The following is a 19,876-nucleotide window of genomic DNA, read 5'->3' on the forward strand; positions in this document are numbered from 1 at the left end:
CATCGAGTTGTTGTAACCTCGCCCGGCGCCAGCGCAGGCGATGCCTGTTGCCATGGCTCAGGCCTTCATCATTTTTACGCCTGGTTGCTCGCCGGAGCTGGCAACCGCTCAAAGAGAATCCGAACATGCGGCATTCCATGATCAACCGTTGGTGCATGGGCTTGCTGGCCCTGTGCCTGTGGGCCACCCTGCCCGCCCATGCCGAGCCCGCCCCTGCACCGCCGGCCAATACCGCCAGCGCCCCGGTCGAAGTGCTGGCCACACCCGCACAGCTCAGCGACCAGCTCGACCAGATTCGCCAGAAGGTCTCGACTGCCGCCAACGACGACCTGCTTGCCAGCCTGCGCCAGGCAGCGCTGCAGGTGCAGCGTCAGGCCGATGCGTTGCTGGCTCGCCAGGGCGTGGACATGGGGCATCTGGATGACCAGCTCAACGTACTTGGCGCAGCGCAACCGGAGGAGCCGCAGACCCTGACGGCCCAGCGCCGCACGCTGACCAACCAGAAGAAGGCGTTGACCACCGACCAGGCCGATACCACGGCGTTGAGTACCTCGGCCGGTGACCTGGCGATCCAGATCCTCAACCTGCGGCGCAACCTGCTGGACACCCAGATCAGCACCCGGTCCGCCAGCCCCTTGAGCTCCGCGTTCTGGTCCAGCCTGATCCAGCCCACCGATGACGACGTCAGAAAGCTGGGCAGCCTCTGGCAGGACGTCTCTCAAGTCTTCGACAGCGCCCTGGCACCCGGCTCGCGCGGCACGTTCATCACGATCGTGCTGGGCGCCCTGCTGATATGGGTGGTGGCCAGACGGCTGATCGAGCGACTGCTGGTGCGCGCCATGATTCGCTGGTTCCCCGAAGGTCGGTTGCGCCGCAGTACGCTGGCCATGGCCACCGGGCTGACCACGGTGCTGACCATCAGCGCAGCGACCTCGCTGCTGCAGTGGGGCATCGTCAGCCATTCGCAACCCAGCGCCAATGTGTTGAACCTGATCGAACAGGTGCAGACGCTGATCCTGTTCTGCGCCTTCATCGTCGGCATGGGCCGCGCCCTGCTGATGCTGCCCAACCCGTCCTGGCGCCTGCCCAACATTCCCGACCCGATCGCCAGCGCCATTGGCAACCTGCCAGCCGTGCTCGCCCTGGCCTTGATGTTCACCGGCACCTTCGAACGGATCAACAGCGTGATCGCCAGCAGCCTGGCACTGTCGGTTGCGGTCAACGGCCTGACTGCGCTGCTGGTGGCGTCGATCTTCGTCTACGGCCTGGTGCGTGTGCGCCAGACCCGTCGCCGCTTCGCCCTCGAGCGCACCGCAGGCTTCGTCGGCCTGATCCCGTTCATCCTCTCGGTGTGGATCGGCATCATCGTGCTCGGGCTGCTGAGCGGCTACCTGACGCTGGCCTACGTGCTGACCGTCAAGCTGCTGTGGATCAGCCTGGTCACCTCGACCGCGTACCTGCTGACGGTGTTCTTCGTTGACATCTGCGAAACCCTGCTCTCGCCCAAGCAGTCCGGCGGCCAGGCCCTGGGGGCCATGCTCGGCTTGTCGCCACGGCATCAGGCCCAGGCCAGCACCCTGCTGGCCGGCGTGGGCCGAACCTTGCTGCTGTGCGTTGCGCTGATTCTGGCCTTCATGCCGTCGGGGTCGAACCCCAGCGAACTGCTGGCCAGCTTCGCCCGGCTGGACGTGGGCAGCAAATCCCTCGGCGCCTTCAACATCGTGCCGGGCGATATCCTGATTGCCGTGCTGTTGCTGGTCGGCGGCCTGTTCAGTATCCGCGTCCTGAAGAACTGGCTGGGGGATCGGCTACTGCCGGAAACCAACATGGACGCCGGCATGCGCGCCTCGCTGGTGACTCTGGTCGGCTACATCGGCTTCGTGCTGTTGGGCATCGCAGTGCTGTCGACGCTGCGCATCAGCCTGACCAACCTGACCTGGGTGGTCAGCGCGCTGTCGGTCGGTATCGGCTTTGGCCTGCAGGCAATCGTGCAGAACTTCATCTCCGGATTGATCCTGCTCACCGAGCGGCCGGTCAAGGTCGGCGACTGGGTCAGCCTGGCTGGCGTGGAGGGGGATATCCGCCGCATCAACGTGCGCGCCACGGAAATCCAGATGGGCGACCGCTCGACGGTGATCGTGCCGAATTCGCAGTTCATTACCCAGAACGTGCGCAACGTGACCATGGGCAACGCGCTGGGCGTGGTGGGCATCACCCTTACCCTGCCGCTGGACACCGACGTGCTGAAGATCCGCGAGCTGTTGATGACTGCCTATGCCGAGCACGAAGCGGTCCTGGCCGAGCCGGCTCCGTCGGTCACCTTCAAGGACCTGACCAGCGCCGGCCTGCTGATCAGCGTCAGCGGCTTCGTCAACAGCCCGCGTTCGGTGGGAACCGCGCGCAGTGACCTGCTGTTCACCATCCTCGACCGCCTGCGCACCATGGGCGTAGCGCTTTCGGCGCCACAGAGCATGCTGCTGATCAACGAAAAAGGCGAAGCCAGCCCGGCGCCGGAGAATGGCTCGATCAACTGATTGTCACCCGGTAGTGGACAGTGAAACGCTGTCCACCCGATTTATCATCCCTCAGGTCGAAGCTAGTCTAGCCTCAGTTCCAACACACCCCCAGCGAACCGAGAGGACCCGACCATGACCCACACGACCTACAACCGCCTGAACAAAGACGATGCCGTAGTTCTGCTCGTCGACCATCAAACCGGCCTGATTTCGCTGGTGCAGGACTTCACGCCGAACGAGTTCAAGAACAACGTTCTGGCCCTGGCCGACCTGGCCAAGTTCTTCGAGCTGCCGACCATCCTCACCACCAGCTTCGAACAGGGCCCGAACGGACCCCTGGTGCCAGAGCTCAAGGAAATGTTCCCGGACGCGCCCTACATTGCGCGGCCGGGCCAGATCAACGCCTGGGACAACGAAGACTTCGTGGCCGCCATCAAGGCCACCGGCCGCCGGCAGATCATCATCGCAGGCGTGGTCACCGACGTTTGCGTCGCATTCCCGACCCTGTCGGCGCTGGCCGAGGGCTTCGAGGTGTTCGTCGTCACCGATGCGTCCGGCACCTTCAACCACACCGTGCAGCAGGCTTCCTGGGCACGGATGTCGGCAGCGGGCGCACAGCTGATGAACTGGTTCTCGGTGGCCTGCGAGCTGCATCGCGACTGGCGCAACGACATCGAAGGCTTGGGCAACCTGCTGTCCCAGCGCATTCCCAACTATCGCAACCTGATGAACAGCTACTCGGCCCTGGCCAACAAGTAAGGCAAAAAAAGCTCCTCCTCGGCATAGGGCCAAGGAGGAGCGTTCGTGCATCCGGGGTTCGGGTTTTCAGCTCGAATGCTGTACGAACAACGCGCTTACATCCGACGTCAGCTGGTTGGTGGCGCCCAGGTAATCGATCAATTCTGCGGCACGGCTACCACGCAGGCCTGCGGTGGTGATCTTGCCGTCGTGCACGTACGTGTACACCCCGGATACCGCGAACGCCTTGAGCTGGGCAATATGCCGAGCCTGCTCGGCCTGCGATTGCTGGAACTCGTCACTCTGGTAAAACCGTCGACGCGCCAGCGGGCTGGCGAAGGCGATCTCCAGCACGGCCAGCTGTGCCCGCACCGGTGTCGCCTTATGCGCCACATCCGGGGCCGGTGGGTGCATGCCATCGTTCTCGAAGGGCGCACACAGGTGCAGGCGCACCTTGAGCACCGCAGCGCTGGCTGCCAGCAGCGGGCCCAGCTTGTCGCGCAGGTACTGATGCAGGCTTTCCAGGGTGCCACGCGGGCTCAGGTGCAGGTGAATGCGATCGGCCTGATCCAGGCCATTCATGACTTCGTCGCCGGTGCGGTTGACCAGATTGATCGAGCCTTCGGGCAGATCATAGGCAAGGGTTTCCTCGAACATGTTCTGTTCGTCGCTGAACAACAACGAGCTGGCGTCCTGGAACTGCTTCTGGTCAGCCACAGACAGGAAACCGATCTCTACCCCGCCGTCGAGCTCGTAGTCGCTGATTTCCTGGATACCTTCGGCCAGCGGCCACAGATGGGCATCCTGCTCGCGGGAAAGATGGTGCTGGATGTACAGGCCCAATCCCGGCAGCCGTGCGCACAGCGGACCATGCACGTCGCGCCAGTAGTGGGCGAATATGTCGTGCGGTACCCGTGGTCGACGTTTGACGGTGGTGTAGCTGTTGATTTGGATCATGGGGCACCCGTGGGATTGGAAACAGTGTCTGTTCAGAGCCCGGTGACGCAGCACGGGTTCAACCTGACTGGTTGCAATGACGGGCGAACGGTACGCCGCTAGGGATTGGAAATCCGGTTGACGCTGGTGATCCCGCCGTTCCAGATCATTTCGTAGTGCCCCGCCTGAATGATCGAGGCAACAGGCCTGGGCGTCATCAATGCCCAGCAATGGTTGCCCGGCGAGCGTACAGAATGGTAGAGCAAGCCCGTGGCGCCCAGTTGCCGAACGTGCGCACCCAGCGCATTGGCGGCGCTGTAGTCGTCCGGGGCATAGACCGGGTCTTGCAACGACAGCCCGGTGGCATCGCGGCAAGCGGCATCATTGAAAGCGCAGACCAGGCTGCGGAAGACGAAACGCTCGTAGTTCAAGCCGCTCACCTTTGCCCAGTAGCGGTTTTGATGGTGGTGCACTTCGGCAATCGCCGTCTCCACCGTATCGGCCAGGTACAGCACCCCATAGCTGCCATCACTGAAGCGCGAGCCATCGGCATTCACATGGGTGAACGGCGCCGTGGCGTAGGAACAACCCACGATGCCGAACGGAATCTGATCCAGGGGGATCAGCTGCAATGCGCCGACCTCGTTCTGCAGCCTGGGATTGGTCAGCGCCTGGAGCCGATAGAGCATGTCGAACTCATCGGCATCGGCGACATCGTCGAACAGCGCGATGGGCGGAAACCGCGAATTCACCAGGCGATAAGCCTGCACGGCAGCACCGGCCACGGTAGGCAATCGAGCGGCCGTCACCATTGCGCGCCACGCAAGGCGTCCACTCGACGAAAGGTTTCGTAGAGTGAGATGAAGTCGCCCTGGGCCATCACCTCGAGCGGTTTGCGGCCGTTGAAGAAAGCGTTGGCGTTCTCCATGTTGGCAAAGCCATAAACGTTTTCCGGGTTATCGAAGATCGTGCGCAAGGCCGCGTGAATGTTCAGAACGAAGCTGATGCGATGCATCTGGTCCATGTCCAGGCTCACCGACCATTGGGAATCGCCCTGCCGGCCACGGCTATAGGTGCTGCGCGAGATGCGCAGGATCTTGCAGGCCTGCTCGCCCGACGCATTCCATTTGTCCAGAATGCGCAAGGCGGTGCGCAGACCCGCCACGCATTGGTCGCGGGTGAACTCGGCGGTTTGCAGCGAGGCAGTCATGGTCAGGCCCTTTTTCTGATCTACAGAGCAGATATTAGCACTTATAGGTCTGTAGAATCAATCTTCGCACTCCATGTCCGGATATAAGCTCATGGCGATGGCAGCTTGTCGATGTCATCCAGTGCCCGGTAGACCTCATCCACCCCGTGCTGCCAGGCTTCGCGCGGCAGCGGCCACGCTTCCAGGCGCTGCTGCAGGTGCTCTGCGGCATCGGCCAGCATCAGCGCGCCCGCCATGCGCGCGGCCCCCTCCATGCGATGGGCCAGGCCGATGGCCGCCTGCAGGCGCTGCTCCTGCAAGGCCTGGGTCAGCTCGCGCAAATCGTCTCGACAGGTCGTTACCAGAAGCTGCTCGAGCGTTCGCCGGGTCGCTGCATCTAGTGCTGGCGCAAGCGGCGCCACCGATCGCTCGGCGACCCGCAGGAATTGGCCGCAGACCCGTGCCAGCTCCGACAGCTGCAAGGGCTTGAGCAACACATCGTTCATGCCGCTGGCATAGCAGCGCTGCACGTGCTCGGGATCACTGGCGGCGGAAATGGCGACGATGGGAAGGTGCCCGTAGCCGCCGGGTATCTGCCGGATCTTGCGGGCCAGGGCGTAGCCATCGAGGTCCGGCAGCTGGCAATCAAGCAATACCAGACCCAAATCGTCATGCGCACTGAGGGTGCCCAGGGCCTGCGTACCACTCCCGACCACTTCGCAGCGATAGCCCAGCAATTCCAGTTGCTGGGCGATGACACGTTGATTAAGCACATGGTCTTCGACCACCAGTACCGTCTTGCGCAGCGCCACCAACGTGTCCACCGCAGCGGCAGGCAGCGCCGTTGCCAGTGTCGGCGACAGCGCTTGCAGCGTCACCGGCAACCGGCAGCTGATTACGGTGCCGCAGCCCACTTCGCTGCGCAGGGCGATGCTGCCACCCATGAGTTGGATCAGCTCGCGGCAGATGGCCAGACCCAAGCCGCTGCCCCCGTAGCGCTCGGTCGTGCTGCCATTGGCCTGGGTGAATGCTTCGAACACAGCGTTGTGGCGATCCGGCGCGATGCCGACACCACTGTCGCTGACGCGAATCTCCAGCCACCCGCCTGCGCCACTGGCCGTGGGGCGGCATTCGAGGGCCAGGCTGACCTGGCCATGGTGGGTGAACTTGACCGCATTGGAGAGCAGGTTGGTGAGAATCTGCCGCACGCGCAGGCGATCGACTCCGAGCAGCGTGTGATCGAACCCCAGCGCGCGGTAATCCAGGCGCAGGCCTTTACGCTCGGCTTCCAGGCGGTACAGCTCGGCGACGCTGCGGCCCAACGCGGCCAGGTCGGTGGGCTGCAGGTGCAGACGTACCGCGCCGGCGTCCAGGCGCGTGATCTCCAGAATGTCGTCGAGCAGCTCCAGCAGATTCACGGCCGAATCGTTGGCCAGGCCAACCCACTCTTGTTCACGGGCACCCAGATGGCTGCGGGACAACAGTTCGATGGCCGACAGCACCGCATTCATTGGCGTGCGAATCTCGTGGCCGAGCATGGCCAAAAAGCGCGCCATGCGCCGTTCGCTGCGTTGCGCGCGGCGTTGCGCCACGCGGGCGCGGCGGGCCAGCGTGGCGAGCAGCAACAACAGCCCAAGTCCCACGACGATTTCCAGCCAGTAATACTGCGCCAGGGTCTGCCAGGTGGGTGCGCCGAAATCGGTCTGCGCCAACCAACGGTCATAGATGTCATCGGTGGCCTTGGAGGTGAGGCTGTCCAGCGCCTTGTCGACGATGGCGCGCAACAGCGGCTCGCTGGGTGTCACGCCCATGGCCAGCACCACCGGCATGTCGGCCACCACGCCGGCCAGGTGCAGGCGACCGGCATATTTGCGGCGCAACACCGGTTGCAGCACGGCGTCCAGACCGATTGCCACGTCGGCGCGTTGTTCGGCCACCGCGGCCAGGGCCTGTTCGGCATCACCGAGCAACAGCAGGCGAACATCGGGATGGTGCTGGCGAAGGTAGTGTTCATAGCCACCACCGCCTTTCACCGCCACGGTCTGCCCTGCCAGGCGGCCGGCAGTGAACAGCATGGGCTTGCCGGCGCGGGTGATCGCCACCGTCGCGCCAAAGAAATACGGCTGGCTCAACAACAACTGGCTGCGTGGCTGTGCGTCGAGCAAACGCTCGGACACTGCCGAAGCCAGCATCAGTCGGCCGCTGGCCAGGCCCTGCTGCGTCGCCTGCCAGTCGGGACTGGGCACGCGGACCAGACGCAGGCCGGTGGTGCGCTGGATATGATCGATGTAGTCACGGGTCAGCCCCTGATGCTGGCCATTTTCCACGTACTCGATGGGCCAGTAGGGATCCACCGCATACTCCACCACCGGGTGGTCACGGATCCAGCCGCGCTCGGCCTCGGTCAACGCCAGCGTTCGAGCGTCGAGCGAAGCGCTGTAGCACAGCGCGATCAGGGGAACGACCCAAGCCTTCATGATGCAGCTGTCCGTGGGGTGCGTACGGGCAGACTATCAGGGCCGTGAGGTGACAGGTTTTTAACGTTTCAGCGGTATTTGAACGATTATTTTCAGCGTTCGAGCCCCCTTCCAACAACCGGCGGCGACTACTACTGGCGCTGCACCACCGCCACCTCGGCAACCGGCGCCAGGCGCGCCGCAAGGTCGACGGACAGCGCCTGAGCCGCGCTCCAGCGCAAGTGAATGGCATCGACGAAGGCGGTCTCGCTGACCTGGTATTCGGTATCGGCGTTCCACAACTGCGCGCCACTGCGATCCAGGGTCTGGCGCAGGGCACTGTCGAACGCGGCCAGCAGGCGACCGTCGCCATCGTGTTCGGCCTTCCACTGCGGATGCAGCGGAGTCGCCACCACGGTCAATGGCCGCCCTTCGCGCTTGAGACGCTGGGCCAGGCTGTCGAGCGCGGCGAAGCAGGTCGGGTCGAGCGCGTCGGGCTGGCCGTACAGCAGCGCGCGAGAATTGCGGGTGTCCAGCGGGCCGTCGCCGTAACGGTTGAACACCAACGGGTCGAACTCGACCTGCCCGGCGCGCTGGGCCTTGACCGTGCGTGCGTTGCGCAGCAGCGAGCCGGGGGTGAAGTAGCGCATGTAGGGCAGCCAGGCCGAGCCCTGTCCGTACACATAGGCATCGGCGTCGCGGCGGTCGAACACGGCCGCGGCAACCGTGCTGCAACCCGCGAAGTCCAGTGGGTCGACGATCATCAGCACTTGCTCGACGGTGGTTTCGCGGTCCAGCAGCCAGTTGGCGACGTACACCGCCTGGTTGGCGCGCAGTCCGCAGAACGCACCATTGAGTGGCCGCACCCCAGGGGCCTTGTCGGCGACCGTCTGGCCGTCGAAGTGCCGCCACGCGACCGACGAACCCACCACCAGCAGGTTCGGCGCCTGCGCCGGGTGCTCACGCATGAACGAGAGCTTTTCGTCCGCACACAGGCTGTTGGAAAACGCCGGCGGCGGCAGGTTGCCGGTGGCGCGCAGCCCCAGAATCAAGCCGGCGAAAAGCGCCAGACTGCCGAACAGCCCGACACCCATCCAGATCAGGTAGGCAGGGCCCATCGCGGCGCCCGCAGGCGGCGATGCGTGTGGCTGTGCGGTCGTTTGCATCGGTCAACTCCCGGAAAGTTTGCTTTCGATCAACTGAGTGAATTGGCCGACGTTGCGCAACGACTCCAGTTCCGCGGTGCGGAACTTGATGCCGAAGCGCTGCTCGGCGGCGACGATCAGCATCACGTGCATCTGGCTGTCCCAGCCCTCGACCTGATCGGCCGTGGTGTCGCTGCTCAGCACCAAGCCTTCGTCGTCGAACAGGTCACGGAACAGGTCGGTCAGTTCGTGCAACACGGTAGTGGTTTCAGTCATGGCGGATCTCGATGTGATGGTTGAACGTGGAAGACGCGTTCAGTGGGTAACGCCACAGCGTGGCCGGCGAACTGGCATCGGGGTTCGGCGCATGGACGAAGCCCAGCTGCGGATAATGTTCGGCGACCATCGCATTGCGCTCGCTGGGGCGGTATTCGCCGATCAACGCGCTGTAGCCGGCGGTAGCGGCGTGTTGGGCAAGTACCTGCAGGGCCGCCTGTTCGGCCTGGCGGCCCAGCACACGGCAGCTCATCAGCCAGGTGTCGATGAACAGCTCGTCGTCGGCACAAGTGGTGTCGGGACGCGCCAGCACCACGCTGATCAGGCCGTTGTCGCCGAACTTGTCGGTCAGGCGCAGGCTCAAGGCGACCGCGCCGGGGGTGTCTGCCAGCTGTTGCACCTGCACCTCGCTGTAGCGCCGCGTGCTGAGGTTGAACTGGTTTGTCTTGTTGATCAGCTGCGTCGCCCGCGCCAGCTCCGCAGTGCCTATGGGCCGCGCCTGCATGACCATTTCCAGGCCCTTGAGGTAACCGGCCATGTCAGTGGCCTGACCCAGCGCCGCCTGGCGTTCACCGTTGGCCCGGTAGGTCTGGACACGGGCGCTGTCGTCGGCAGTGAAGGCAATGGCCTCGAAGTAACCCGCGGCAGCCACCCGTGCCGGGTAGTCGGCGACGTCATCGGGCAGTTCCGGGACCGCCACCTGGGGCAATTCGCGGCGCACGATGTCGCGCTCGGCAGGGTTGTCGTCGACGAACACCAGGCTGTCCAGGCCTATGTTCAATTGCTCGGCGATGCGCCGCAGGTTGCTCGCCTTGTCTTCCCAGTTGGCCACGAAGGCGGCGATGTCGCTGCGCTTCAACGCCATTTCCGGATGATCGAACGCCGCCTCGGCTACCTGCATGTCGTTCTTGCTGCACACCGCCAGGATCACACCGCGGCGCGCCAGCTGCGCCGCGTACTGCTGGAAAGCGAGGAAGGCTTCACCGGTGGCACTGCCCTGCCCCAGGTACAGGCCGTCGACCCCGTCGTCACCCACCACGCCGCCCCACAGGGTGTTGTCCAGGTCCAGCACCAGGCACTTGCGCGAGCGACCCACCACCGCGGCAGCGATGCGCGCCAGTTGGTCGCCGTACAAGGGTGCCCAGATCGGACTTACCAGTTGCTTGGCCTGATGCCAGCGGACCGGGTTGGCCAGGCCGTCGCCGTACTGGCCACCGGCGGCACTCCAGGCCAGGTCCATGAGCAACACGCCGTCTTCGCGGGCGGCACGACGGATCTCGTTGTTCAGCCGTTCGAGCAAGGCGCGCGGCGAGCCTGGCACCAGCGCGTCGAAGTGCCCAAACAGCGCCGGGGTCGCGGGCACCAGGGTTTGCTGGATGACCTGTGCAGCGTAGCGAGCACGGGCCTGGCGCCAGAGCAGGCGCAGTTCTTCAACCCGCGCCTGCACGGCGTTTTCGGCCTCTTCGGCACTGGCATGCAGGGCGCAACTGGGTGGCGAATCCATGGCGTCGAGGGCGAGCAGAATGACCTGCGGGGCAAAAGCCTTCAGCGCGGGATCATCACCGAGCAACGCCTGGCGATACTGGCCATAGGGCGCCAGGTACACCGACACGCCGACCTGACGCTGCAGCGCGGCGACGCGGATACCCGGCAGCAAATGGTCCACGGTATGCGACGCCAGCACGGCCATGCGCAACGCGGTGAAGCCCGGTACGCTTTGTTCACCTTCACCAACGAGCAGTTCGATGCCCTGCTGCGCAAGGCGATCCAGGCGCAGCGTCTGGGTGAAGTCGCGACGGTAGGCGGCCAGCCTCGCCGTTTCATACAGACGCGCCAGAGGATCGCTCAGCGACTTGGCGTGGGAAATCGCCGCACCCAGGTCGGAGTGTTGGGCAAGCCAGGCTAACTGTTCCATGGTCGGCACCTTGTGATTGATCAGAACGGGGTGATTGATCAGAACTGGAAGTAAAGGAATTCGCTGGGGGCAACCGAGAACGCCGTGGCCAGCGCGAAGAAGCCCAGCACGCCGATGCCCACGCCAACGGTGGCGCTGGGTTGCCAGGCACTGGCCGGCACTCGGCGCTGCAACCAGTGAAGCTCCGGCTTGGCGTTGAGGGCGGTGCGCAAATGGCCCATCCATTGCTGGATGTTCGGCAGCGTCCAGACGAACGCCAGCAAGGCGGCGATCATGATCAGACTGCGCAGGTGGTTGGCCGCCAGTTGTGCCGGCAGCTCGCTCAAACCGAGCATGCCGCCCAGTACCGCCAGGGCACTGGCCAGGGTCGGCGCGCGGAAGAACACCATGGCCACCACCACGCAGGTGAAGGTCAGCAGCACGGCCGGTATCCGGTGCATCCAGCGATCACTGTCCACGGCCCAGCCCCGGCGAGCCTTCCAGGCGCGCCAGCCGTGCGCCACCACCAGGTAGAAGCCGTGCACCAGGCCAAACGCCACGAACTGCCAGCCCGCGCCGTGCCACACGCCGGAAATGAACATGGTCAGCACGGTCGGATAGGCCACCACCATGCAGAACGTACCCAGGCTCATCTTGCCGCGCTTGGGCATCGGCAATCCTGCCGCCATGCGTCGACGGGCGATGCGCAGCACGATCGGGTTGTAGATGTAGCTGGTAAGAAAGCGGGTCAGGGTCATGTGCCAGCGCGACCAGTAGTCGATGACATTGCGTGCCTTGAACGGGCTGTTGAAGTTGGCCGGCAGGCTGATGCCAAACAGCAGCCCCAGGCCGATGGCCATGTCGGTGTAACCGGAAAAGTCGAAGTAGATCTGCAGGGTGTAGCTCAACGCTCCAATCCAGGCCTCGTGCAGGGCGGGTACGGTTCCGTCTGCCGCCATGGCGAATACCGGAGCGGCCTTCTCGCCAATGGGGTCGGCCATGATGACTTTCTTGAACAGGCCCATCAGAAAGATACTGGCGCCAATGGACAGGTTGACCAGCTGCAGACGGCAGTTGTCGCCATCGCGAAACTGCTCGAGCATTTCCCGGTGGTGAGTGATGGGGCCGGCAATCAGATGCGGAAAGAACGTGATGAACAGGCAGTAGTTGACGAAGTCATGTTCAACCACTTCGCCGTCATGGGTGTCGACCAGGTAGGCAATCTGCTGGAAGGTGAAGAACGAGATGGCCAGCGGCAGAGTGATGTTCTGCAGTGTCCAGCCCAGACCAAACGCTTCGTTGATGTTGCCGAACAGAAAACCGGTGTATTTGAAATACAGCAACAACGCCAGGTTGGCGCTGACACCCATGATCAACAGTGCTTTGGAACGCATACGCAGTAGTTGCCCGGCCAGCACGTAGTTGAAGGCGATGCTGCCCAGCAACAAAGGGACGTTGGCGGGGTTCCACCAGCCGTAGAACACCAGCGACGCCAAGGTCAGCCATATGGCAGCCAGGCGCTGACGTCCCGTTCCGGCAAGCAGAAAGAACCCCAGCAAGACCACCGGCAGAAATCCGGCGATGAATACCATCGAGTTGAACAACATCGGTAATACCCCACGCGTGGCGCGACATTGAAAAGTCTTTCGGAACAAACGGTCGTCCAGATGCGCACACGGCCAGACGCCCCACGCACATGTCCGGCCGGTGGCAGATTCATGAAACGGGGCAGTAGGAAAACGGTACTTTTAACGGGGCACGAAGAAAGTTCACTGCCCCTGACGAACGGAAAGAAGAATGTCGCAAACTTATGCGCTGCGCAAGTCCTCCAATAAGAAGATAGTTCTTATCGCAAGCCGCCCTGTTAAAGCCGTTGAAATACAGCCAATTAGTTTTTTGACGCGCCTGATTTGGCGCACGGATTCTTGACAGATGGCCACGACAGAACATTGACTACTATATAAATCAATGACTTACGCGAAACACAAGGCAAATGTAAAATTTTTGTCAAAAATCATGATTCGCTGCATTGACTTACATGCCAGCACCACCTTAAATTCGCTTCAACGCCCATGAAACCTCGTTCCAGAGACTTTCCGAAGGCAAGAAGAGCGTCTAGCCGGTTCCGGTGAAAGCGCCATTCAAATAAATGAAACACCACGCCCACTGCGTTGCATGGACCGGCGGTAGCTTTAACTTCTGATTGACGGATTCAGATTGACGGATCCGGATTGACAGAGTTGAACTCGAAATGGAATGGGGCACAGAAATGTCGAGCACAAGTACAGAACATGCAGAGTTTTCGCCTCGCTTGAAACTCGTTTCAATGCGCTCCGCTGCAGCACGCGGAAAAAAGCATTAACCAACGGGCGGTGCAAACCCCCTCCTCTTTTCAAGCGAAGGCATCCACATGGTCGATACTCGGCAACAACACTCGACAATCCTCATTGATGGCTACTCCTACCTGGAAGTGTTCTCGGGTGCGGAAAAAAGCCCCAAAGAGGGGACGACCATCGTTACCGTGACCTACGGCGATCGCCTGGGTTACCTCGAGCAATTGGTCGGCGATGCCTTGAGCTTTGCAGAAATCGACGAAGTGCTGATCGTCAGCAACGCTGCAACCGCCCCGGTGGACCAGCTCGCCGAACGCTGGCCGGGACGCGTGCGGGTCATACAGCTGGCGGAAAACAGCGGCTCGGCCAACGGTTACGCAGTGGGCATCGAAGCCGCGCTGGCCAATGGCGCCGAGTACATCTGGATGATGGACGACGACAACACGCCAACGCCGGCTGCAGTCGAGCTGCTGCACGCAGAGCTCAAACGCCTGGAAGGCTTGCACGGCAGCAGCCAGGTCGCCGTGCTGGGCTTCCGCCCCGGCCAGCAGGAGGACATCGCCCAGGGCGTGCCACTGCGTTTCGCCACGCAGCGGCCTTCGAGCTACTTCGGTTTCCACGTTGCGCAGATCCCTTACAAACTGTGGCGCCGTCGCCCCTGGGGCAAGCGTCGCAGCAAACCGGCGGCCATGCTCAGCCTGCCCTTCGCGCCTTATGGCGGCATGCTCGGCCATCGCAGCCTGTACGAAAGCATCGGCGTGCCGCGCCGCGAGTTGGTCCTGTACGTGGACGACACCGAATACACCCGGCGTATCACTGCCAACGGGGGGCACCTCTATCTGCTCACCGATGCGGTCATCGACGAGCTGGAGGATTCCTGGAACAACAAGGCCAACACTCGCAACATCTATGAATCGTTCCTGCTGGGCAACTCGGATTTTCGCGCCTACTACTCGGCGCGCAACCAGGCCTGGTTCGACAAGCACGTGTGGCTGGCATCACCGTTGATGTACCGCCTGAACCGCAAGATCTTCAATTCGCTGCTGACTTACTTCGCTCGTCGCCGCAATGCCCAGGATCGCCTGGCGCTGCTGCAGCGAGCCATTCACGACGGCGAGAACTCGAAGCTGGGCATGAGTTCGACGTTCCCGCTGCGCTGATGACGTTTTACCCGGATTTTGCTTTGCCCTGATGGACCTGCACACCCCAGGCGCCGTCCCTGACCAAGGATCGCGGACGGCCTGCTGTGCCTAGCTGTTTCCTGCTGTTCAACTTTTCGAGAGTGCGCCCCATGGACAAAACGACTGTTACCAGAATCGGTGTTAGCGGTACCGGCATGATTGCACGCGCGCTGGTTCTGCTTCTGGCCAAACATTACAAGGACGTACAGGTGACGCGGGTCCTGACCCGTCGCCCGGTGCGTGAGCTGGCGAATTTTCCGTTGGACGGCGTACTCACCAACTCGCTCGACGACCTGATCGACCACAGTGACCTGATCATCGAATGCAGCGGCGATGTGTGCCACGGCACCGTGGTCATCGAGCGCGCTTTCAGTGCCGGTCTGCGGGTCATCACCGTCAACGCCGAGCTGCAGGTGACGACCGGTTCGTACCTGGCAGGCAAGGGTTTCATCACCGAAGCCGAAGGCGATCAGCCCGGCTCGCTGGCAGCCCTGCGTGAAGAGGCCATCATGATGGGCTTCGAACCGCTGGTGTACGGCAACATGAAGGGTTACCTGAACCACAACCCCAGCCACGAGGACATGGCCTACTGGTCGTCGCGTCAGGGCATCAGCATCGAGCAGACCACCTCGTTCACCGATGGCACCAAGGTGCAGATCGAACAGGCGCTGGTGGCCAACGGTTTCGGCGCGACCATTACCCGTCAGGGCATGGAAGGCCTGCCTTCGACCAACCTCGACGAAAGCTCGGCCATACTGGGCGCCCTTGCCGACAGCCTGGGCCAGTCGATCGTCGACTACGTGATTCCCAGCGGCTACGCTGCCGGCGGTGTGTTCCTGGTCGGTCGCCATGACCGCGTGCAAAGCCAGGCGCTGCAGTACCTGAAACTGGGTGCGGGCCCCTACTACGCCCTGCTGCGCCCTTTCCACCTGTGTTCGCTGGAGGTCGGCAAGACACTGCGCCGCGTACTCAACGGCGGTGGCATCCTGCTGAACAACTCGACCAACCCCACCGTTGGCGTCGCAGCCATCGCCAAGCATGCCATGCCGGCGGGCGAGCTGATCAGCCGCGGCATCGGCGGGTTCCAGCTGCGCGGCGAGAGCGTGATCATCGACCGTCACGAGGACCACGTACCGATCGGCCTGATGAGCCACGCGGTCATGAAGCGCGCCGTCGAGCCGGGCCAGATGATCACCTTCGACGACGTCGATCTGCAGCCCAGCCGCGCGCTGGACATCGTTCTGCAACAACGCAGGGGCACACGCATCCTGGTCGAGGACCTGTCCCTGGTCACCGGCCGCTCTGCTGCACAGCCGCTGTTCACCGGCGCCGAAGCCGTCCTGGGCTGACACGCGCCCCGCTGCAACCACAAGAACCCGCCTCGGCGGGTTTTTGCGTTTCCGGGCCTGCCGAAACACCACCGCTGACTCGGCATGAATCATTGCGAAAGCGGCTCATAAGCGCATGATTCATGCAATTCCGCCGACGCCGTTCACCGTTTTCGGCATGATTTTGCCTGCGCCGCGCCGTAGCATTGGTTTCAAGGGGCCTGGATTTCGAGCGGTCGGCAAACGCCGACTAGACTCAACCCCAACGCTGCACCCACAACAACAAGATCAAGGGTAGTGACGACGTGAACGACTATCTTCCCCTCAGGCTGCATGTGCCTGAACCCAGCGGCCGTCCCGGCTGCAAGACCGACTTCTCCTATCTGCAGCTGAGCGCCGCAGGCGCTGTGCGCAAGCCCGCCGTCGATGTCGACCCGCAAGCCACCGCCGACCTGGCCGCAAGCCTGGTGCGGGTGCTCGACGAGGACGGCCAGGCGCAGGGGCCGTGGGCCGAAGACATTCCCGAACAGGTGCTGCACGACGGCCTGCGCGCCATGCTCACCACGCGCATCTACGACACGCGGATGGTGACCGCCCAGCGCCAGAAGAAAATGTCTTTCTATATACAGAGCCTGGGCGAAGAAGCCATTGGCAGCGCCCATGCGCTGGCACTGCGCGCCGACGACATGTGCTTTCCCACCTACCGCCAGCAGAGCATCCTGATGGCGCGCAAGCTGCCGCTGGTGGACATGATCTGCCAGCTGTTCTCCAACGAAAAAGACCCGCTCAAGGGTCGCCAGTTGCCGGTCATGTACTCGTACAAAAACGAAGGGTTCTTCAGCATATCCGGCAACCTGGCCACCCAGTTCGTCCAGGCGGTAGGTTGGGCCATGGCCTCGGCCATCCAGGGCGACACGCGCATCGCGTCGGCGTGGATCGGCGACGGCTCTACCGCCGAGGCCGACTTCCATACCGCCTTGACGTTCGCCCACGTCTACCGCGCGCCGGTCATTCTCAACGTGGTCAACAACCAGTGGGCGATCTCGTCGTTCCAGGGTATCGCTGGCGGTGAAGCCACGACCTTCGCCGGGCGCGGCGTGGGCTGTGGCATAGCCTCGCTGCGGGTGGACGGCAACGATTTCCTCGCGGTATTCGCCGCCTCGCGCTGGGCCGCAGAACGCGCTCGGCGCAACCACGGGCCGACCTTGATCGAATGGGTCACCTACCGCTCCGGCCCCCACTCCACCTCAGACGACCCTTCCAAATACCGCCCTGCCGACGATGGCCAGCACTTTCCGCTGGGCGATCCGATTGCCCGCCTCAAGCAGCATTTGATCGTTACCGGTGTCTGGAGCGAAGAGCGCCACGCCGCCCTGGAAAGCGAGATCGAGGCACAGGTCATTGCAGCGCTGAAGGCGGCCGAACAATTTGGCACGCTGGTCAGTGGTCGGGTCGCAAGCGCCGCGACCATTTTCGAAGACGTGTACAAGGACATGCCCGAGCATCTGCGTCGGCAACGTCAGCAGATGGGAGCCTGACATCATGAATATGCCTACAGAAACACCGGTCGAGAAAGCAAACAGCACGGCCATCATGAGCATGGTCCAGGCCATCCGTTCGGCCATGGACGTCATGCTCGAGCGCGACCCCAACGTGGTCGCCTTCGGCCAGGACATCGGCTATTTCGGCGGGGTGTTCCGCTGCACCGAAGGGCTGCAAGCCAAGTACGGGCGCTCGCGAGTGTTCGACACGCCGATTTCCGAGAGCGGCATCGTCGGCATCGCGGTCGGCATGGGCGCCTATGGCCTGCGCCCGGTGGCCGAGATCCAGTTCGCCGACTACGTCTACCCCGCCTACGACCAACTGGCATCGGAGGCCGCGCGCCTGCGCTTTCGCTCGGCCGGGCAGTTCAGCGCGCCGATGACCGTACGCATGCCCTGCGGCGGCGGCATCTACGGCGGCCAGACGCACAGCCAGAGCCCGGAAGCGATCTTCACCCAGGTCTGCGGTCTGCGCACCGTCATGCCCTCCAACCCCTACGACGCCAAAGGGCTGCTGATCGCCGCGATCGAGAACGACGATCCGGTGATTTTCCTGGAGCCCAAGCGGCTCTACAACGGACCCTTCGACGGTCATCACGACCGGCCCGTGACGCCGTGGTCCAAGCACGCCGCCAGCGCGGTACCCGAGGGCTACTACAGCGTGCCACTGGACAGCGCCGCCATCGTGCGGCCGGGCAGCGAAGTCACGGTGCTGACCTACGGCACCACCGTCTACGTGGCGGTCACCGCCGCCGAGGAGACCGGGATCGACGCCGAGGTGATCGACCTGCGCAGCCTGTGGCCGCTGGACCTGGACACCATCGTCGCTTCGGTGCAGAAAACCGGACGCTGCGTGGTGGTCCACGAAGCCACCCGCACCTGCGGCTTCGGCGCCGAGCTGGTGGCGCTGGTGCAGGAACATTGCTTCCACCACCTGGAGGCGCCCATCGAACGCGTCACCGGCTGGGACACGCCGTACCCGCACGCCCAGGAATGGGCCTATTTCCCAGGCCCTGCGCGTGTCGGCGCTGCCTTGCAACGTGTGATGGAGGTCTGAATGGGCACGCATGTAATCCGTATGCCGGACATCGGCGAAGGCATCGCCCAGGTCGAGCTGGTGGAATGGTTCGTCAAGGTCGGCGACACCGTCAGTGAAGACCAGGTATTGGCCGATGTGATGACCGACAAGGCGACCGTGGAAATTCCCAGCTCGGTGGCCGGCACCGTGGTCGCCCTGGGGGGCGTGCCGGGTGAAGTCATGGCGGTAGGGGCCGAGTTGATCCGCATCGAGGTCCAGGGCACCGGCAATCATCACGAGGCCCAGACCCCGGTAGCCGTGGACGCAAGCGACGACGCCGAAGTGGCGGTTGCGCCTGTACCGGCCAGCGCGCCGACGAACGCCGTACCGGTGGCCAGGGCCGCTTGCAACAAGCCCACCGCCGAAGCGACCTCGCGGCCTTTGGCCTCGCCGGCCGTGCGCCAGCGCGCGCGCGACGAAGGCATCGACCTGGCCGGCCTGCGCGGCACCGGCCCTGCCGGGCGCATTCGGCATGCAGACCTGGACGCATTCCTGAGTGGCAGCCGCACCGCGCCACAGGCGACAACCGGCACGCCGCGAATCGACGAGGAACGCATCCCCGTCATCGGCCTGCGCCGCAAGATCGCCCAGCGCATGCAGGAAGCCACGCGGCAGGTGGCGCATTTCAGCTATGTCGAGGAGATCGACGTTACTGCGCTGCTGTCGCTGCGCGCCGACCTCAACACGCAGTTCGGTGAGAGCCGCGGCAAGCTGACCCTGCTGCCGCTGTTGATCCGGGCATTGGTCGTGGCGTTGCGCGAGTTCCCGCAGATCAACGCGCACTACGACGATCAACAGCAGGTCATCACTCGCCACGGTGCCGTGCACATGGGCATTGCCACGCAAAGCGACAACGGTTTGATGGTGCCGGTGCTGCGCCATGCCGAAGCTGCAGACCTGTGGTTCACGGCAGGGGAAATCAACCGCCTGGCCCATGCCGCGCGCAGTGGCAAGGCGGCGCGCAACGAGCTGTCCGGCTCGACCATCACCCTGACCAGCCTGGGTGCCCTGGGCGGCATCGCCTCGACACCCGTGATCAACCGGCCTGAAGTGGCCATCGTCGGCGTCAACCGCGTGGTGGAACGGCCCATGGTGGTCAATGGCCAGATCGCGATCCGACAGATGATGAACCTCTCCAGCTCCTTCGATCACCGCGTGGTCGACGGCATGGACGCGGCGCGCTTCATCCAGGCGGTCAAACGCCTGCTGGAGCAGCCGGCGATGCTCTTCGTCTAGCGCTGCTGGCGTGAACTATGCCGGGTAGC

At 63.5% G+C, this 19,876-nt stretch carries 15 protein-coding genes; 7 read left to right on the forward strand and 8 right to left on the reverse strand.

Annotated features, from left to right (window positions below):
- Positions 1-125: 125 nt before the first annotated feature.
- Positions 126-2,534, forward strand: a complete 2,409-nt coding sequence (locus ONG87_RS10840; protein ID WP_264381214.1) for a DUF3772 domain-containing protein — start codon at positions 126-128, stop codon at positions 2,532-2,534.
- Between the two features lie 114 nt (positions 2,535-2,648).
- On the forward strand, positions 2,649-3,275 hold the full coding sequence (ycaC, locus tag ONG87_RS10845) for an isochorismate family cysteine hydrolase YcaC (protein WP_122477968.1): 627 nt from the start codon (positions 2,649-2,651) through the stop codon (positions 3,273-3,275).
- Positions 3,276-3,341: 66 nt separating this feature from the next.
- Here ycaC and ONG87_RS10850 read toward each other — a convergent pair whose 3' ends face one another.
- The 8 genes from ONG87_RS10850 to ONG87_RS10885 all read right to left on the reverse strand — a co-directional run bounded on the left by ONG87_RS10850 (position 3,342) and on the right by ONG87_RS10885 (position 12,757).
- Positions 3,342-4,211: an EthD domain-containing protein gene (locus ONG87_RS10850; RefSeq protein ID WP_264381215.1), complete on the reverse strand. Its 870-nt coding sequence runs from the start codon at positions 4,209-4,211 to the stop codon at positions 3,342-3,344.
- A 98-nt stretch (positions 4,212-4,309) separates the two neighbouring features.
- The gene (locus tag ONG87_RS10855) at positions 4,310-5,002 is read right to left on the reverse strand and encodes an RES family NAD+ phosphorylase (RefSeq protein ID WP_264381216.1); all 693 of its coding nucleotides are present in this window, start codon (positions 5,000-5,002) and stop codon (positions 4,310-4,312) included.
- Complete coding sequence (locus ONG87_RS10860; protein ID WP_264381217.1) at positions 4,996-5,400, reverse strand: antitoxin Xre-like helix-turn-helix domain-containing protein; 405 nt, start codon at positions 5,398-5,400, stop codon at positions 4,996-4,998. The genes ONG87_RS10855 and ONG87_RS10860 overlap by 7 nt, the downstream gene beginning before the upstream one ends.
- 89 nt (positions 5,401-5,489) lie before the next feature.
- Entirely contained in the window at positions 5,490-7,856 is a 2,367-nt protein-coding gene (locus ONG87_RS10865) for an ATP-binding protein (protein WP_264381218.1), read from the reverse strand.
- 131 nt (positions 7,857-7,987) lie between these two features.
- A complete protein-coding gene (locus tag ONG87_RS10870) occupies positions 7,988-9,001 on the reverse strand; it encodes a hypothetical protein (protein WP_122477960.1) in 1,014 nt (337 codons plus the stop codon).
- A gap of 3 nt (positions 9,002-9,004) precedes the next feature.
- Positions 9,005-9,256 carry an acyl carrier protein gene (locus ONG87_RS10875; protein WP_122477958.1) on the reverse strand — a complete coding sequence of 84 codons (252 nt, stop codon included), beginning with the start codon at positions 9,254-9,256 and terminating at the stop codon, positions 9,005-9,007.
- The gene (locus ONG87_RS10880; RefSeq protein ID WP_264381219.1) at positions 9,249-11,171 is read right to left on the reverse strand and encodes an HAD-IIIC family phosphatase; all 1,923 of its coding nucleotides are present in this window, start codon (positions 11,169-11,171) and stop codon (positions 9,249-9,251) included. The genes ONG87_RS10875 and ONG87_RS10880 overlap by 8 nt, the downstream gene beginning before the upstream one ends.
- A 38-nt stretch (positions 11,172-11,209) precedes the next feature.
- Positions 11,210-12,757 (reverse strand): MBOAT family protein, encoded by a 1,548-nt coding sequence (locus ONG87_RS10885; protein WP_264381220.1) that lies wholly within the window; start codon positions 12,755-12,757, stop codon positions 11,210-11,212.
- 803 nt (positions 12,758-13,560) lie between these two features.
- Here ONG87_RS10885 and ONG87_RS10890 point away from each other — a divergent pair.
- The 5 genes from ONG87_RS10890 (at position 13,561) to ONG87_RS10910 (ending at position 19,847) form a co-directional block, all read left to right on the forward strand.
- Entirely contained in the window at positions 13,561-14,643 is a 1,083-nt protein-coding gene (locus ONG87_RS10890; protein WP_264381221.1) for a glycosyltransferase, read from the forward strand.
- A gap of 176 nt (positions 14,644-14,819) precedes the next feature.
- On the forward strand, positions 14,820-16,013 hold the full coding sequence (locus ONG87_RS10895; RefSeq protein WP_244652385.1) for an NAD(P)-dependent oxidoreductase: 1,194 nt from the start codon (positions 14,820-14,822) through the stop codon (positions 16,011-16,013).
- Between the two features lie 284 nt (positions 16,014-16,297).
- Positions 16,298-17,530, forward strand: coding sequence for a 3-methyl-2-oxobutanoate dehydrogenase (2-methylpropanoyl-transferring) subunit alpha (locus ONG87_RS10900; protein ID WP_122477952.1), 1,233 nt, complete (start codon positions 16,298-16,300; stop codon positions 17,528-17,530).
- Positions 17,531-17,540: 10 nt separating this feature from the next.
- A complete protein-coding gene (locus tag ONG87_RS10905; protein ID WP_122478262.1) occupies positions 17,541-18,590 on the forward strand; it encodes an alpha-ketoacid dehydrogenase subunit beta in 1,050 nt (349 codons plus the stop codon).
- Positions 18,591-19,847 carry a dihydrolipoamide acetyltransferase family protein gene (locus ONG87_RS10910; RefSeq protein ID WP_264381222.1) on the forward strand — a complete coding sequence of 419 codons (1,257 nt, stop codon included), beginning with the start codon at positions 18,591-18,593 and terminating at the stop codon, positions 19,845-19,847.
- Positions 19,848-19,876: the final 29 nt, after the last annotated feature.

The organism is Pseudomonas sp. MM227 (assembly GCF_947090715.1).
Taxonomy (GTDB): domain Bacteria; phylum Pseudomonadota; class Gammaproteobacteria; order Pseudomonadales; family Pseudomonadaceae; genus Aquipseudomonas; species Aquipseudomonas baltica.

Bases quoted from the DNA above. Each gene is read 5' to 3' on its own strand.
- ONG87_RS10905 (WP_122478262.1), top strand. From the start codon at position 17,541: ATGCCTACAGAAACACCGGTCGAGAAAGCAAACAGCACGGCCATCATG.
- ONG87_RS10865 (WP_264381218.1), bottom strand. From the start codon at position 7,856: ATGAAGGCTTGGGTCGTTCCCCTGATCGCGCTGTGCTACAGCGCTTCG.
- ONG87_RS10910 (WP_264381222.1), top strand. From the start codon at position 18,591: ATGGGCACGCATGTAATCCGTATGCCGGACATCGGCGAAGGCATCGCC.
- ONG87_RS10885 (WP_264381220.1), bottom strand. From the start codon at position 12,757: ATGTTGTTCAACTCGATGGTATTCATCGCCGGATTTCTGCCGGTGGTC.
- ONG87_RS10850 (WP_264381215.1), bottom strand. From the start codon at position 4,211: ATGATCCAAATCAACAGCTACACCACCGTCAAACGTCGACCACGGGTA.
- ONG87_RS10895 (WP_244652385.1), top strand. From the start codon at position 14,820: ATGATTGCACGCGCGCTGGTTCTGCTTCTGGCCAAACATTACAAGGAC.
- ONG87_RS10840 (WP_264381214.1), top strand. From the start codon at position 126: ATGCGGCATTCCATGATCAACCGTTGGTGCATGGGCTTGCTGGCCCTG.
- ONG87_RS10890 (WP_264381221.1), top strand. From the start codon at position 13,561: ATGGTCGATACTCGGCAACAACACTCGACAATCCTCATTGATGGCTAC.
- ONG87_RS10860 (WP_264381217.1), bottom strand. From the start codon at position 5,400: ATGACTGCCTCGCTGCAAACCGCCGAGTTCACCCGCGACCAATGCGTG.
- ONG87_RS10875 (WP_122477958.1), bottom strand. From the start codon at position 9,256: ATGACTGAAACCACTACCGTGTTGCACGAACTGACCGACCTGTTCCGT.
- ONG87_RS10870 (WP_122477960.1), bottom strand. From the start codon at position 9,001: ATGCAAACGACCGCACAGCCACACGCATCGCCGCCTGCGGGCGCCGCG.
- ONG87_RS10880 (WP_264381219.1), bottom strand. From the start codon at position 11,171: ATGGAACAGTTAGCCTGGCTTGCCCAACACTCCGACCTGGGTGCGGCG.
- ycaC (WP_122477968.1), top strand. From the start codon at position 2,649: ATGACCCACACGACCTACAACCGCCTGAACAAAGACGATGCCGTAGTT.
- ONG87_RS10855 (WP_264381216.1), bottom strand. From the start codon at position 5,002: ATGGTGACGGCCGCTCGATTGCCTACCGTGGCCGGTGCTGCCGTGCAG.